Source organism: Bifidobacterium sp. B4111, from assembly GCF_026537235.1.
Lineage (GTDB): Bacteria > Actinomycetota > Actinomycetes > Actinomycetales > Bifidobacteriaceae > Bombiscardovia.
Genome location: NZ_JAFNMO010000004.1, coordinates 99,256 through 113,915, shown reverse-complemented (window position 1 = coordinate 113,915; position 14,660 = coordinate 99,256). Strand labels below are relative to the sequence as shown.

Sequence of the window (14,660 nt, the reverse complement as noted above, 5' to 3'; positions counted from 1 at the left end):
TACAGGGTCGGCCATTCCCCAAACCGGCTATTCATCGAGCCAGCCATTCATCGTGCCGGACATTCAGTGAGTCTGACATTCGCTGATTGGCCGGCGGGCCTTCACCCAGGCAAACAAAACTCCCCACGACATCTGCCATGGGGAGTCACAAGCAATTATTCTGGTTCTTCCTGGGTCCCGAGGCTCAGTAGACCACGAAGCCGTGGGCCTCCAGCTGCTTCTTGGCCCGATCCTTCAGAGCCGCAGAGGGACCTTTGGCATCCTCGAGCGGGTAGGGAATGCGCAACTCGTGCCACTTGGGCCGTCCAAGCTGATGGAAGGGAAGCACATCAATGTGCTCAATCGCATCCTTGAACTGTTCACATACCCGCGCAACATTCTCGACGTTCTCCTCTGAGTCGGTCAGCCCCGGCACCAAAACGAAGCGAACCCAGATCTTGCTGCCACGAGCAGCCAAGCGCTTGCCGAACTCGATCGTAGGGGCCAGCGTGCCGCCGGTCACCTTCTTGTAGGTGGCCTCATCGCCGGATTTGACATCCAGCAGGCACAGGTCGATGTCGTCAATCATGGCATCGGTGTAGTTGCGGTTGAGAAAGCCCGAGGTGTCCAGGCAGGTGTGGACGCCCATTTCCTTGGCGGCTCTGAAGACCCTTGAAACGAAAGCGGCCTGCATCATGGATTCGCCGCCGCTGAAGGTGATTCCTCCGCCCGTGCTCTTGAAAAGATCCTGGTAGCGGGCCACCTTATCGATCATGGCCTGCAGGTATACGGGCTGGCCATCCCGCATCTTCCAGGTGTCCGGATTCTGGCAGTACTGGCAACGCAGGGGGCATCCGCTCATGAAGACGGTCATCCTTGTGCCCGGCCCGTCCACTGAGGTGTTGATGTCCCAGGAGTGAACAAAACCAATGTCACCCGTGCGCAGGGCATTCATTCGGTCGTGGCGATCCAGCCCTATGGGCGATTCGAACCCCGAAAGGCCGCCCATCAGGGTCTGGCTCTGGTAGACCTTGGATTCCTTCAGCATGTGCGGCTGTGTGGTACGGAAGGTGGTGGTCTCCGTCATCGGATCCTCCTGAAAAAGACGAAAAGGGGGCGGGGCCTTGGTGCGCCCCGCCCCATGATTCACCGTCTCATCAACGGTTGACTATCGCACAAGTGCGATCAGTCGGTCACCGCGCCCTGGTGGAAGGTGCGGGAGATCACGTCGAGCTGCTGCTCGCGGGTCAGCTTGACGAAGTTGACGGCATAGCCCGAGACGCGCACAGTCAGGTGCGGGTACTTCTCGGGGTGCTCGACGGCATCCTCCAACTGCTCCTTGCGCAGGACGTTGATGTTGGCGTGGTAGAGCCCGTGGCCGTTGCCGGCGTCCAGGATGCCCACCAGGTTGTTGATGCGCTCATCCTCGTCGCGGCCCAGGCCGTCAGGGGTGATCGTGTTGGTCAGCGAGATGCCGTCCAGGGCGTCGTCGTAGTCGATCTTGCCAACGGAGAACATGGAGGGCAGCATGCCGTGCGAATCCATGCCGTTCTCGGGGTTGGCGCCGGGAGCATACGGGGTGCCCTTCTTGTGGCCGGAGGGGAAGGACCCGGTGTTCTTGCCATACTCCACGTTGGAGGTGATGGTCAGGATGGACTGGGTCGGCACAGCGCCACGGTAGACGGGCAGGCGCTTGATCTGGCCCATAACGGTGGACACAGTCCACTTGGCCAGGTCGTCGGCGCGATCATCATCGTTGCCGTAGATCGGGAACTCGCCAACAGTCTTGTAGTTGACGATCAGGTCGTCGTCAGCGCCCTCGACATACTCAGGAGTGCCCTTGGCATCCTTGTTGTAGATCGGGTAGACCTTGGCGTACTTGATAGCCGACAGGGAGTCAGCAGCGATGGACAGGCCGGACATGCCGCAACCCAGGGTGCGGTAGACCTCCTTGTCGTGCAGGGCCATCTCAATGGACTCGTAGTCGTACTTATCGTGCATGTAGTGGATGATGTTCAGGGCCTCGACGTAGGTCTCGCTCAGCCACTCCAGGGCCTTCTCGTAGTTGTCCTTGACCTCCTGGAAGTCCAGAGATCCGTCTTCCTTGGGGGTGACAGGCTTGATTACGTCCTTGTCGATGACCTGCATGCCGGTCATCTCGTCACGGCCGCCGTTCATGGCATAGAGCAGAGCCTTGGCGGAGTTGACACGGGCGCCGAAGAACTGCATCTGCTTGCCGACCCTCATAGGAGACACGCAGCAGGCGATGGCAGCGTCATCGCCCCAGTGGGCGCGAATGTCCTTGTCGGACTCGTACTGGATGGCGGAGGTGTCGATGGAGATACGGGCGCAGAAGCGCTTGTAGCCCTCGGGCAGCTTCGGATCCCAGAAGATGGTGATGTTGGGCTCAGGGCCGGGTCCAAGGTGCTCCAGGGTCAGGGTGGCCAGCAGACGGAAGGAGGTCTTGGTGACCATGGGCCTGCCGTCGTCGCCGAAGCCAGCGTCGGACCAGGTGGCCCAGTAGGGGTCGCCGGAGAAGATGTTGTCGTAGTCCTTGGTCCGCAGGAAGCGCACGATGCGCAGCTTCATCACGATGTTGTCGATGATCTCCTGGGCATCGGTCTCGTCGATCAGACCAGCGGCCAGATCACGCTCAAAGTAGACGTCGAAGAAGGCGGACAGACGGCCGATGGACATGGCGGCGCCGTCCTGGCTCTTGACCGAGGCCAGGTAGGCCATGTAGGTCCACTGGACAGCTTCCTTGGCGTTCATGGCAGGACGGCTCAGATCCAGGCCGTACTCCTTGCCCAGGGTCAGCAGCTGCTTCAGAGCCTTGATCTGCTCTGCGTGCTCCTCGCGGAAGCGGATCCAGTGCTCGATCTCTTCCTCGGTGAAGTCGTTGCGGTAAGGAATCGAATCCTTGTCGGCCTTCTTGCGGGCAATCAGCTCGTCAATGCCGTAGAGGGCCACACGACGGTAGTCGCCAATGATACGGCCGCGGCCGTAAGCATCGGGCAGACCGGTCAGAATCTTGTTGTGGCGGGCCAGCTTGATCCTCTTGGTGTAGACGTCGAAGACGCCATCGTTGTGGGTCTTGCGATACCGGGTGAAGATCTTCTTGACCTCGGGGTCGGGCTCCTTGCCGGCCTCCTTGAGGGCCTGCTCAACCATGCGCCAGCCGCCGTAGGGCATCATCGCACGCTTGCAGGGAACGTCGGTCTGCATGCCGACAATCACGTCGTCTTGAGTCTCGCCGGCAGGCTTGCCGTCGATGTATCCGGCCGGGAAGGCGTCAATGCCCGCCGGAGTGTGGGTGTCCACGTCGTAGACGCGCTGCTTGCGCTCCACGGCAAGGAAGTTATCGTCCAGGTAATTCCACAGGAACTTGGTCTTCTCCGTGGCCGGTGCCAGGAAGGATTCGTCACCGGTGTACGGCGTGTAGTTCTTTTGAATGAAGTCGCGAACGTCGATGTCTTTCTTCCAGTCCTCGCCCTTGAAGCCCTTCCAAGCCTTGGCTTGCAGCTCTGCGGGAGAGACGGTGTTGGTCTCAACTGCTGTCATAGTCAACTCCTTGTTGATATGGTCAATGGCGCTTCCTCACACCACTGTCACTTTTAAGTATAGGGGGCGCAATACCACGGGAAACCGAATCGCGACGTGAGCTATATCACACTGAGGGCGGACTCGCAATGGCCGCCACGCCCACATCTAGCAAACTCGCCCGGCACACGGCTTGAGTCCCCATCCGTTCAGATTGCACAGCCAACTGGTCGCCAAAGCAGGTTGCCGATCCAGCAGGAGCTTCATCTGTCAGCTGATGACTGTCCCTGCTCAGGTTCTCCCTCCCAGGCCTGCCGCCAACGACGGTCCTCCTCATCCCATTCCTTGTTCCGGCGCTTGGCGATCTTCCAGGCATCGAGGGCCTCCTGCCTGCTGCTGTAAGGGCCCATCCGCCTGTCCTGGGGAGACAGCTTGCCCTGCTCGGGTATGCCGGTGACGGTGTTGAAGTACCAGGCCGTCCTCTCCTGTTCGGAACCCATGGCGATCACTCCCTGAAGGCGTTGGTGACGGGTAGCCGACGATCACGACCGAAGGCCAGGGAGGTGACCTTGGGTCCCAGCGGATACTGGCGCCGCTTCCACTCGGCTCGATCCACCAGCCGCATGACCGTGTCGACCGTGTCAGGATCGAAACCATCGGCCAGAAGATCAGCCCGACCGTGGGCATGCTCGATGTATGCCTCAAGGACCTTATCGAGCAGGCTGTAGTCAGGCAGGGAATCAGAGTCCTTCTGCCCTTGTCGCAGCTCGGCCGAAGGCGGCTTGACGATGGAATTGACCGGGATGGGCTCACGTTCGCCTCTTGCCTGAGCCTGGGCGTTACGCCAGCGGGCCAGCTGCCAGACCCGGGTCTTGAGCAGATCCTTGATGGGCGCATAGCCGCCGACTGCATCGCCATAGATAGTTGAGTAACCGCAGGCCAGCTCGGATTTGTTGCCCGTGGCTAGGGCCAGAAGCCCCTCGGCATTGGCGTAAGCCATGACGATGACGCCGCGTATCCGGGCCTGGAGGTTCTCTTCAGCAACACCTTCCAGGTGCAACTGCCCTTGGAAGGCATCGAATTCCGGGCCTATAGCTTGAACCACGTAACGCACACCCAGACGCTGGGCCAGGTCGGCGGCATCATCCCGAGAGCCTTCCGAGGAGTAACGGCTAGGCATGGAGATGCCGCGCACATGCTCCCCTCCACAGGCATCGGCGGCTATGGTGGCCACCAGGGCCGAGTCGATCCCGCCCGACAGACCCAGGCAGACACCCGTGAAGTGATTCTTGACCATATAATCTTTTAGACCCAGCACACAGGCCCGATAGACCTCCTCGTCCCCAGGCATCTCTTCGGCCATGCAGGACTTGCTGGGCATGGGGCGCTCCCCTGATGCAGGCAGGGTCCAGATGGACAGATCCTGAACGAATCTGGGCGAGCGCTCCAGCAGGGTGCCATCCTGATCCACCACGAAACTGCCGCCGTCAAAGACCAGATCGTCCTGCCCGCCTACCTGGTTCAGGTAGAGCAAAGGCGCGCCGACCTGTTTGGCCCGGCGAGTCGCCAGCTCGTAGCGGACATGCCCCTTGCCCTCCTCGAAGGGTGAGCCATTGATGGTCACCAAGAGGTCGATGTCCCGTCCAGCCAAGTCGCTGATGGGATCGCCCTCCTGCCAGATGTCCTCGCAGATGGCCAACCCTATCCGGTGCCCTTGCACCTCCAGGACCACGGTCCTATCCCCCGGGGTGAAAATCCTGTACTCGTCAAAGACCCCGTAGTTGGGCAGGAAGTGCTTGTCGTAGCCGGCCTCGACCCGACCCTGGTGCAGGACCACCAGCCGGTTGCGGGGCCGGTCCTGATCCGTATCGGTGCCCACGGTCCCCACAATCACATACAGATTGCCCAGACCCTGCTCCTCCAGCTGCCTGGCCAGACGGTCGGCCCGAGACCAGGCGGCCCGACGGAAGCTGGCGCGGAACGCCAGGTCCTCGATCGGGTAACCGGTCAGGCTCATCTCCGGAAAGACCACCAGGGTCGCCCCCTGCCCAGCCGCCTTTCGGGAGTAGTCCATAATAATGTCAGCGTTGCCGTCAAGATCGCCCACACAGGTGTCGATCTGAGCCAGAGCCACCAGCAGATCGCCATCCCGCCGCGGCTGTTCCTCTTGTATGCCCATATCCATGATTCTAAACCGTGCCAAGGCCGGCCGACGGGCAGACAACCCCATGCGGTGCCGAACCCGAAGAAGGCGGGGTCACGAATGCCTCAGATCTTATCGGCGCCAGCCTTGCGGGCGGCACGACGCACCAGCACCGAGGCGACCAGTCCCAGAAGAAGCAGCAGGACCGCGAAGCCCATGGCCCACTGGGCGCCTTGGGTGAATCCCTCGGTCAAGGCATTGGTCACCTGGGGGCCCAAAGCTCCCAGTCGGCCCCGGGTACCCTGAGCCCGCATGCCGACAATGGCGTTTCCGGCAGAAGACTGAACCGATCTGACCAGACCATCAGCCATTTGCGCCGAGATACCCTTGAGGGCCGTCAGATGCCTCGGTAGCACCAGGCTCAGAGCCAGGGAGAGGGCGGAACCAGAGACTGCGGCACCCAAGGCGGTCCCCCACTGACGGATGGTGGACTGTGTGGCCGAAGCCTGGCCGGATTGTGCCACCGGAACACCGGACAGCACCAGGCTGGTCAGCTGTGCCGAGGCAAAGCCCAGGCCGGCACCGTAAATAATCAGGGTCAGGGTCATGGGCCAGACAGGTACCGACCCACGCATGAGCAGAATGGACAGGGCCACGCCGACGATCTCCATCAGCAGGCCCGTCTGCACCGTGCCGCCGGCTCCCAGACGGGCCGAGACCACCCGGGCCAGACCGCCCGAAACAACCGACCCCAGAGCCATGACACCCAGGATGGATCCGGCTCCCAATGGACTCAGGCCTCTGGCGTTGATCAGATAGAGGGGCAGGATGAACATGACCGCGAACTGACCGGCGTTGACGATGGCGGCCGTGAGGTTGCCCCAGCCGAAGGTGCCGATGGCGAACATGGATACATCCAGGATGACCATCTTGCCCCTGCGCGCCCTGGCCAGCTCGGTCAGTGCAAAGGCGGCCAGCAGGGACAGCCCCAGGAGCAGACTGACTGGAACCGGCGACAGGGGCGCCGATGCAGACCAGTGCAGTGGGCCCAGCTCAAGTGCGGCGCGGGGACGCCACCAGCCGTAGGTCTGCCCCTCGATCAGCGCAAAGACCACCAGGGCCGACCCCAGGGCCGAAAGGAGTATACCCTTCCAGTCGGCAAGCATCCCCCACCGGTCGCCGGCCTGCCTGGGTGCTGACTTGGTCTCGGGCACAAAGACTGCGCTGGCCAGGAAGACGATCAGTCCCAGGGGCAGATTGACCAGGAAGATCCACCGCCATCCGATGGTGCTGGTGAAGACCCCGCCCAGGAAGGGGCCGACCGCCGCTGCGGATGACATGACGGCCCCCCAGATGCCGAATGCAGTGGCCCGGTGCCGACCCCGGAAGGTGGCGGACACGGTAGAGAGGGTGGAAGGCATAACCAGGGAGCCGCCGATTCCTTGAACAAACCTGGCCAAAAGCAGCAGTGTGCCGGAGGAGGCCGATGCGGCAAAGACGGAACCCAGTACAAAGATGACCGTGCCCACCTGCAGGATCCGCTTGCGTCCGATCATGTCTCCCAGCCGACCGGAAGGCAGGAGCAGGGCCGCCAGGACGATGCTGTAGAGGGCGGTCACCCACTGGGCTTGAGCCAGGTTGATATGGATGGCAGCGATGATGGAAGGTATGGAGACGTTGACGATGGACGAATCCAGCACGATCATGGCCAGACCCAGAGCCAACACCCATAGGGCGCGCCAGGGCGGTGCCGCCTCCTGAGACTCCTGACGGTTCTTCTGGCTACCCTTCTTCAAGTCCATACTGGCCGATCCGGTCATAAGATCTCCCCTCACCCTGGTCTGCGATTTTTTGCGACTATACGTCGCGAAAACCTGTCTGGCAAGTTCTCTCAGCGCGGACAAGCCGCACGCTGAACCGGTCCTGGCAACTTGGCTCTACTGCAAATAGGCCATATCATATGCCCCATGACCGGCCCAGCCCGATTCACGATCGCTGCGCCCAGCAGGCCGGACCGAGGAGGACCATGCCCAGGATTCGCGAATCCACACTCCAGGAACACCGCGCCAAAACCCTGGACCAGATCATCGCCGCCGCCGAAGCCATCCTGCGCACCGGCGGACGAAGCCAACTGACCATGGCCGAGGTGGCCCGACGTGCCAATCTGGCACGGAACTCCCTCTACCGCTACGCAAGGGATGCCGACCAGCTCTGCGACATGGTCATGGAACGGCACCTGCCTGACTGGGGCCAGGCCCTGGACCTGGCCCTGGGTCAGACGGACGACCCACGCCGGACGGTCGAGGTCTGGACCCGCACCAATCTTGAACAGGCCGGGCTGCACGGACACGGCTGGCTGATGAACCTCTACGCCGAGCAGCACGACGAGCAGTTACGCCAGGCCCTGATCTACGGGAGCCCCTCGAATCCCCAAGAGCCTGATCCTAAGAGCGATCGGTCCACAGACCGGCAGATCCAAGCCCTGCTGGACTTCCACCGGCAGGTCAACCAGCCGCTGATCCAGGCGTGGACAGCCCTGCGCCCAACAGACCCGGCCATGGGCGTGGAGGTGACGCGAGGGATCGTTCAATCCGGCATGCGACTGATTGATGCCCTGGACCAGGAGCTTGCGCCCGAGCAGCGGGAGAAACGACTGACTTGCATCATGGAGAAAGTGACCGCCTGTGCCAAGGCCGTCACCGCCACCCTGACGGAAGGACCGACATGCGCCTGATCGGCAACATCTGCTGGCTAGTGCTGGGCGGACTGGCCATCGCCCTGGCCTGGACCATGGTGGGCATCGTGCTCTGCCTGACCGTAGTGGGCATTCCCCTGGGCATCCAGGCCTTCAAGATGGCCAGACTGACCCTGACCCCCTTTGGCCGACAGGTCATCTACGGCGGCGGACTGGGATCCTGGCTGGCCAACCTGCTCTGGATCATCCTGGGCGGCTGGTGGCTGGCTTTGGCCTATCTGGCGGCCGGGCTGGTCACCATGCTGACCGTGGTGGGCATACCCTTCGGCCTGCAGGCCTTCAAGATGGCCCGCCTGGCCCTGATGCCCTTCGGATCCTCGGTGCGCGTCGCCGTCTTATGAAAGGATTGGGACATGAGCACAGTCATTATGCATACCTCAGAGGGCGATATTCGCCTGGACCTCTTTGACGATCAGGCCCCTGAAACCGTAACCAACTTCCTCGATTTGGCCGCCGGCCGCAGGGACTGGACCGACCCCGAGACGGGCCAGAAGCGTCAGGATCCTTTCTACGACGGTCTGACCTTCCACCGGATCATCAAGGAATTCATGATCCAGGGCGGCTGCCCGCTGGGCACCGGCACAGGCGGCCCCGGCTACGAGTTCGATGACGAGATCGACCCCTCTCTGACCTTTGACGAACCCTACAAGCTGGCCATGGCCAATGCAGGGCTGCGCCGGGATCCTGCCACCGGGAAGACCCACGGCACCAACGGATCACAGTTCTTCATCACCACCGTGCCAACCCCCTGGCTGAACGGGCACCACACCATCTTCGGCCAGGTGGCCGATGATGATTCCCGGAAGGTGGTCGACAAGCTGGACGCCGTGGCCACCGACTCGGGCGACCGTCCCCTTGAGCCGGTCTTCATCAACAGCGTCGAAATCCTCTGAGCCGGGCCGGGGATGGTTTCAAGAAAAACACCCAGCAGATTCCAGCCCGGCACACGCAGCTACACCATGTCCCGCATCAGGGGCACGGAAACATCAATAGAGCGCCAGGTCCGGTCCTACCTATTCTCACGAGGTCTGCGGTTTCGCAAAAACGACAAGAGGTATCCGGGCCATCCTGATGTGGTACTGCCCAAGTGGCGGGCCATGGTATTCGTCAATGGCTGTTTCTGGCACATGCATCAGGGCTGTGCCAAATTCTCGCTTCCCAAATCCAATGTGGAATATTGGACCACAAAGCTAACAAGGAACCGTTTGCGGGATCAGGAGCAGGGCAAAAAACTGAAAGCCATGGGCTGGCGGGTCTTCACCGTTTGGGAGTGCCAGCTGGATGCCCGCCATGCCAAGGAAACCCTGCAGAAATTGTATGAGGCCATCACAGCAGATGACCATCCAAACGAAGGAGTCAAGGATGAGTAGATTGAACGGCAAACGACAAGAGGCTGAGCAGAGGGGTATGCGGGTCAATTTCGCCATTCTCGGCGCCGGACGGATAGCCAATGCCCTGGCCAAGACGGTGGTCATGATGGCTCAGGACTCGCAGTATAGCCATCTGATCGCCCCCTACGCCGTGGCCTCCAGGGACGGGGATCGCGCAGCCGCCTTCGCCAAAAAATATGGATTCGAGCATTCCTATGGGTCCTACCAGGAACTCCTGGATGATCCCCAAGTGGATCTGGTCTACATCGCCACGCCTCACAGCCTCCACGCCGAACAGGCCATCGCCTGCATGAAGGCGGGAAAGAACGTACTGGTCGAGAAGTCCTTCGCCGCCAACGCCGATCAGGCCAGGCAAGTCATTGATACATCCGAGAGCACCGGCCTGCTCTGCACCGAAGCCATCTGGACCAGGTACATGCCCTCACGTTCCATCATCGACGACATCGTCTCCTCAGGGGAAATCGGCACCGTCAGGACCGTCACCGCCAACCTGGGATATGTGACCGTAGGCAAGGCCAGAATGACCGACCCGGCTCTGGCCGGCGGCGCCCTGCTCGACGTAGGTGTCTATCCTCTCAACTTCATTGACATGGTCATGGGACCCAAGCCTATTGAGCGGGTCTGCACGGATTGGGTCCGCAGCCCTGAGGGGGTCGACAGCCAGAACTCCACGACCATTTTCTACCAGGATGGATCCATGGGCGCGGCGACCAGCTCCATGGTCTCGGCCAGTGACCGGACCGGCAGCATCTGGGGAGACCAGGGTTACCTGCAGTGCGCCAACATCAACAATGTGGAGTCCATCGACCTGTACGACGCGGATCATCAATTGAAGAAGCACTACCCCATCCCCGACCAGCTGACCGGTTATGAGTATGAGGTGTCCAGCGCGGCACAGGCCATCCTGGATGACAAGACCGAGTGCGCCCAGATGCCCCACAAGGACACCCTGCGCATCATGGAGCTCATGGACTCTCTGCGCCGCCAGTGGGGATTGGTCTTCCCCTTCGAATCATGAACCAGCAACGCAAATGGGGGCTGATGCCGCAATCGCCACGGCATCAGCCCCCATTCAGATCATCCAGGAAAACTCTGCTTCATTCCTTTCTGACGAAGGTCACCAGACGCTGGAGGATGACGAAGGCCAGGATCATCAGACCAACCACGATAGTGACGGCCTCGGCAGGAACGCCGAAATCCGAGGTCAGAGGATCGATGATCGAGCGAACCAGCGCACCTATGACTGAGCCCAGCACGTAGCCGTAACCGCCAGTAATCAGGGTACCGCCGATGACGACTGCAGCCACAGCGTCCAGCTCCCAGCCGACGCCCATGGTGTTCTTGGCTGAACCGATGCCAGCCACATAGACGATGGAGGCGATGGAGGCCAGGACGGCCGAGGTCAGGTAAATGACATACTGTGTCCGCTTGACCGGAAGGCCCATCAGCTCAGCCGAGGACCGGGAACCACCGATGGCGTAGATGGTGCGGCCCGTCCTGGTCTTGTGGAGGATGACGTAGCTGACCGCCACGACAACCAGAGCGACTATCACACCGAAGTTCAGCGAAAGGTCGTTGGAAATCTTCGGGTTGTCGATGATCTTCAGTCCCTCGCCGCCGATCCAGCTGAAGTTGTTGTTCTGCGGCATATTGAGCGAATCGGTCGAGATGATGGAGGCTATGCCCCTGGCCAGGAACATGGTGGACAGTGTGGCGATGAAGGGCTGCATGTTGAACTCTTCAATGAGCACACCGGCCAAAAGTCCAAAGACCGCACCGATGGCGATCATGATGACAATGACCAGTGACGCCGGCACACCGGCAATCATGAGCTTGACACCGACCACGCCGGTGATGGCCACTATGGCCCCCACGCTCAGATCGATGCCACCGGTGAGGATGGGGAAGGTCATGGCTACTGCCAGGATCACCAGGTAGGCGTGGTCCATGAACAGGGAGGACATGAATCCTAGCCGGATATAGGTGCCGAAGAGCACCTGGCCCATGATCAGCATGAGCAGGAAGATGACCACGGCAGCAACTGTCGGAATGGCCCTAGGGCTCAGCCGGAAACCTGTTTGTCTGCTTGCACTCTTCTTCATCATGCCACCACCTCTGCAGACTGCCTCATGGCACGCCTGCGTTTGAACTCAGCGACCGCATTGTGCACCTTGGGCGCCTGCATGACGCAGATGATGATGACCACCACAGCGAAGAATGCTGGCGTGGCGGCTGAATCAATGCCCAGGGTGATGATGGTCTTGCGGATCATCGCAATAATCACGGCGCCGAAAGCGCTTCCCAGCAGCGAGAACTTGCCGCCCAGCAGGGAGGTGCCTCCAATGACCACAGCCAGAATGGCGTACATCTCTAGGTCCTGACCGGTCTTGACCACGTCGACCCTCATCACTGATGCAGTGGCGAAGAGCCCTGCCACAGCGGCCAGCAGGCCGGAGATGGCGTAGACCAGGAAGAGGATCCGCCGAGGCTTGATGCCGGTCATTCGGCTGGCCTCCTGGTTGATGCCCACCGACTCGATCATCATGCCGGCCGCCGTCTTCCTCATCAGGAGACCGACCAGGCAGACGATGATCACTGCTATGACGAAATTGGCCGGGATTCCAAGAATGAAACCGTTGGCCATCCAGCGCAATGGTCCGCTGCCGGCCACGCCTGAAGCGTCGGCATTCTGTCCATTGGTGATGACCTTGGCCAGTCCCCTGCCTGCCAGCATCATGATCAGCGTGGTGATGAAGGGCTGGAGTCCCAGGATGGAGACCAGGGCGCCGTTGATGCAGCCCAGAACCAGACCCACGGCCAGGGAGATCAGAATGGCCATCCAGACGTTCACCCCGTTGATCAGCATCTGCATGGCTGCAGCTCCGGCCACGGCCATGACCGAGCCGACCGAGAGGTCGATGCCCGAGGTCGAGATGACCAGGGTCATGCCGGTGGCGATCATCAGGTATCGTGCAGACTCCTGGATCATGGTGATCAGGGGTCCTGCCAGGCCACCCGTACGCGGATTGTATGACAGGCTGAGGAAGGAGTGATCAACCAGCGTACAGACCAGAATCAGCGCGAGGAAGGCGACCACGCTCCAAATCAGCTGATTGCCGAATATACGGCGCAGGAAGGATGGATCTTCATCCTCCGATTGCTGCTTGGCGGGCTTGCTCATCTTTCCTCCTTTCCTTGAGATTGTCCAGAGACCGAGGTGTTGGCTATGTCTTCCACGATGGTCTGCTGGGAAACCGTATCGTCGTTGTCCATCAGGTCGATCTTGTGACGGTCCTTGAGGACAGTTATCTGATCGGACAGGCGGACGACCTCATCGAGTTCGGAGGAGATGAAGACCACGCTCATGCCCTGGGCGGCCAGATCCAGCACCGTCTGCTGAATCTCAGCCTTGGCGCCAATGTCGATTCCCCTGGTCGGTTCATCCAGGATCAGCAGCTCCGGATCCGTAGCCAGCCACCTGGCCAGTAGGACCTTCTGCTGGTTTCCGCCTGACAGGTTCTTGATCAACCTGTCGGGATCGGCCGGGCGAACGTTGAGCTCCTTGATGTATTTGTCGACTATCCGATCGGCTTCCTTCCTGGGAATAGGCCTGAACATGCCCCGGGTGGCCTGGAGGGCCAGGATGATGTTCTCCCTGACGGTCAGATCGCCGATGATGCCCTCATCCCTTCTGTTCTCCGTGGAGTAGGCGATTCGGTTCTTCAGGGCAGTGGCCGGGCTGTCGATGGAGATCTTCTTCCCATCAAAGGTGTAGGTGCCCTTGTCGGGCTTGTCTGCGCCGAAGAGCAGACGGCCGATTTCGGTTCTGCCGGAACCCAGCAGGCCGGCCAGTCCCATGATCTTGCCCTTGAAGAGATCCATGTCGAAGGGGTAGATGCTGCCCTTTCTACCGAAGCCGCGGACGCTTGCCAGGGGCCGGTCCGTTGCAGCCTGAGGTGTTTCCTTCCTCGACTTTGTACCGATCAGCGAGAGCTCGTCGGCGTTCTTGCCGATCATCTTGGTAATAAGGACATCGCGCGGCATGTCCTTGACCATGGTCTCCTCGACGAATTTGCCGTTGCGCAGAATGGTCATTCTGTCGGCGATCTCGTAGACCTGGTCCAGGAAGTGGGAAACGAAAAGTATGGCGATACCCCTGTCCCTGACCTTGCGCATGATCTGGAACAGATCCTGAACCTCATTGGCATCCAGCGAAGATGTCGGCTCATCCAGGATCAGGACCTTGGCATCGATGACCATGGCCCTGGCGATGGCCACCAGTTGCTGCATGGCTATGGATATCTCATTGAGCGGAGTGTGGGGATCCAGATCCGTCAGTCCCATCTGGGCCAGATAGGTTTTGGCTGCCTCATGGGTCTTGCGCCAGTTAATGCCCAGGTGCCCCCTCACCTCGTGCCCGAGCATAACGTTTTCGCCCACGCTCAGGTTGGTGCACAGGTTGACTTCCTGGTAGACCGTGGCGATGCCGGCGTTCTGCGCATCGGCTGTGCCGTTGAAAATCCTGTTCTGGCCGTTGACGGTGATGGTTCCCGCGTTGATTTTGTATACCCCGGTGAGCGCCTTGATCATGGTCGATTTGCCTGCGCCGTTCTCCCCCATGAGGGCATGGACCTCACCGGGGAACAGACGCAAATCGACATTGTCGAGCGCCTTGACACCAGGGAATTCAATGCTGATTCCCTTCATGGAGACCAAGGGTTCTTCTTTTGTCATTGTCTTGCCTCATCAAACTGAATGCTGATCGAGGGGCGGTACCGAGGTCCCAAGACCCTTTCCCGCCCATGAAAAACGGCGTACCGCAACCTTCCCGGGTGCGCCGTCCTGTTTCCTA

At 60.7% G+C, this 14,660-nt stretch carries 13 protein-coding genes; 5 read left to right on the top strand and 8 right to left on the bottom strand.

The window, feature by feature from the left end:
- Positions 1–184: 184 nt before the first annotated feature.
- The 5 genes from pflA to J3T93_RS07570 form a co-directional block, all read right to left on the bottom strand.
- Positions 185–1,066, bottom strand: a complete 882-nt coding sequence (gene pflA, locus J3T93_RS07590; RefSeq protein ID WP_121914576.1) for a pyruvate formate-lyase-activating protein — start codon at positions 1,064–1,066, stop codon at positions 185–187.
- Positions 1,067–1,164: 98 nt separating this feature from the next.
- On the bottom strand, positions 1,165–3,540 hold the full coding sequence (gene pflB, locus J3T93_RS07585) for a formate C-acetyltransferase (protein WP_024627933.1): 2,376 nt from the start codon (positions 3,538–3,540) through the stop codon (positions 1,165–1,167).
- Between the two features lie 242 nt (positions 3,541–3,782).
- Entirely contained in the window at positions 3,783–4,019 is a 237-nt protein-coding gene (locus J3T93_RS07580; protein WP_254477097.1) for a hypothetical protein, read from the bottom strand.
- A 5-nt stretch (positions 4,020–4,024) separates the two neighbouring features.
- Positions 4,025–5,704, bottom strand: a complete 1,680-nt coding sequence (locus J3T93_RS07575) for an NAD+ synthase (RefSeq protein WP_416378837.1) — start codon at positions 5,702–5,704, stop codon at positions 4,025–4,027.
- Between the two features lie 83 nt (positions 5,705–5,787).
- Positions 5,788–7,482, bottom strand: coding sequence for an MFS transporter (locus J3T93_RS07570; protein ID WP_267400097.1), 1,695 nt, complete (start codon positions 7,480–7,482; stop codon positions 5,788–5,790).
- A gap of 206 nt (positions 7,483–7,688) precedes the next feature.
- Here J3T93_RS07570 and J3T93_RS07565 point away from each other — a divergent pair, with 206 nt between their 5' ends.
- Genes J3T93_RS07565 through J3T93_RS07545 form a run of 5 tightly spaced genes read left to right on the top strand, consistent with a single transcriptional unit; the run spans position 7,689 to position 10,826 of the window.
- On the top strand, positions 7,689–8,396 hold the full coding sequence (locus J3T93_RS07565; RefSeq protein WP_267431168.1) for a TetR/AcrR family transcriptional regulator: 708 nt from the start codon (positions 7,689–7,691) through the stop codon (positions 8,394–8,396).
- Positions 8,387–8,758, top strand: a complete 372-nt coding sequence (locus J3T93_RS07560; RefSeq protein ID WP_254477093.1) for a YccF domain-containing protein — start codon at positions 8,387–8,389, stop codon at positions 8,756–8,758. Before J3T93_RS07565 ends, J3T93_RS07560 begins: the two co-directional genes overlap by 10 nt.
- Before the next feature lie 12 nt (positions 8,759–8,770).
- Positions 8,771–9,310: a peptidylprolyl isomerase gene (locus tag J3T93_RS07555; RefSeq protein WP_254477092.1), complete on the top strand. Its 540-nt coding sequence runs from the start codon at positions 8,771–8,773 to the stop codon at positions 9,308–9,310.
- 12 nt (positions 9,311–9,322) lie between these two features.
- On the top strand, positions 9,323–9,787 hold the full coding sequence (locus tag J3T93_RS07550) for a very short patch repair endonuclease (protein WP_267431166.1): 465 nt from the start codon (positions 9,323–9,325) through the stop codon (positions 9,785–9,787).
- Positions 9,780–10,826, top strand: coding sequence for a Gfo/Idh/MocA family protein (locus J3T93_RS07545; RefSeq protein ID WP_267431165.1), 1,047 nt, complete (start codon positions 9,780–9,782; stop codon positions 10,824–10,826). The genes J3T93_RS07550 and J3T93_RS07545 overlap by 8 nt, the downstream gene beginning before the upstream one ends.
- 79 nt (positions 10,827–10,905) lie before the next feature.
- On the opposite strand, the gene J3T93_RS07540 is transcribed toward J3T93_RS07545, so the two are convergent.
- Genes J3T93_RS07540 through J3T93_RS07530 form a run of 3 tightly spaced genes read right to left on the bottom strand, consistent with a single transcriptional unit; the run spans position 10,906 to position 14,542 of the window.
- On the bottom strand, positions 10,906–11,913 hold the full coding sequence (locus J3T93_RS07540) for an ABC transporter permease (RefSeq protein WP_267431164.1): 1,008 nt from the start codon (positions 11,911–11,913) through the stop codon (positions 10,906–10,908).
- A complete protein-coding gene (locus tag J3T93_RS07535) occupies positions 11,910–12,989 on the bottom strand; it encodes an ABC transporter permease (RefSeq protein ID WP_254477088.1) in 1,080 nt (359 codons plus the stop codon). Before J3T93_RS07535 ends, J3T93_RS07540 begins: the two co-directional genes overlap by 4 nt.
- Positions 12,986–14,542: a sugar ABC transporter ATP-binding protein gene (locus tag J3T93_RS07530; protein ID WP_254477087.1), complete on the bottom strand. Its 1,557-nt coding sequence runs from the start codon at positions 14,540–14,542 to the stop codon at positions 12,986–12,988. The genes J3T93_RS07535 and J3T93_RS07530 overlap by 4 nt, the downstream gene beginning before the upstream one ends.
- Between the last annotated feature and the right edge of the window lie 118 nt (positions 14,543–14,660).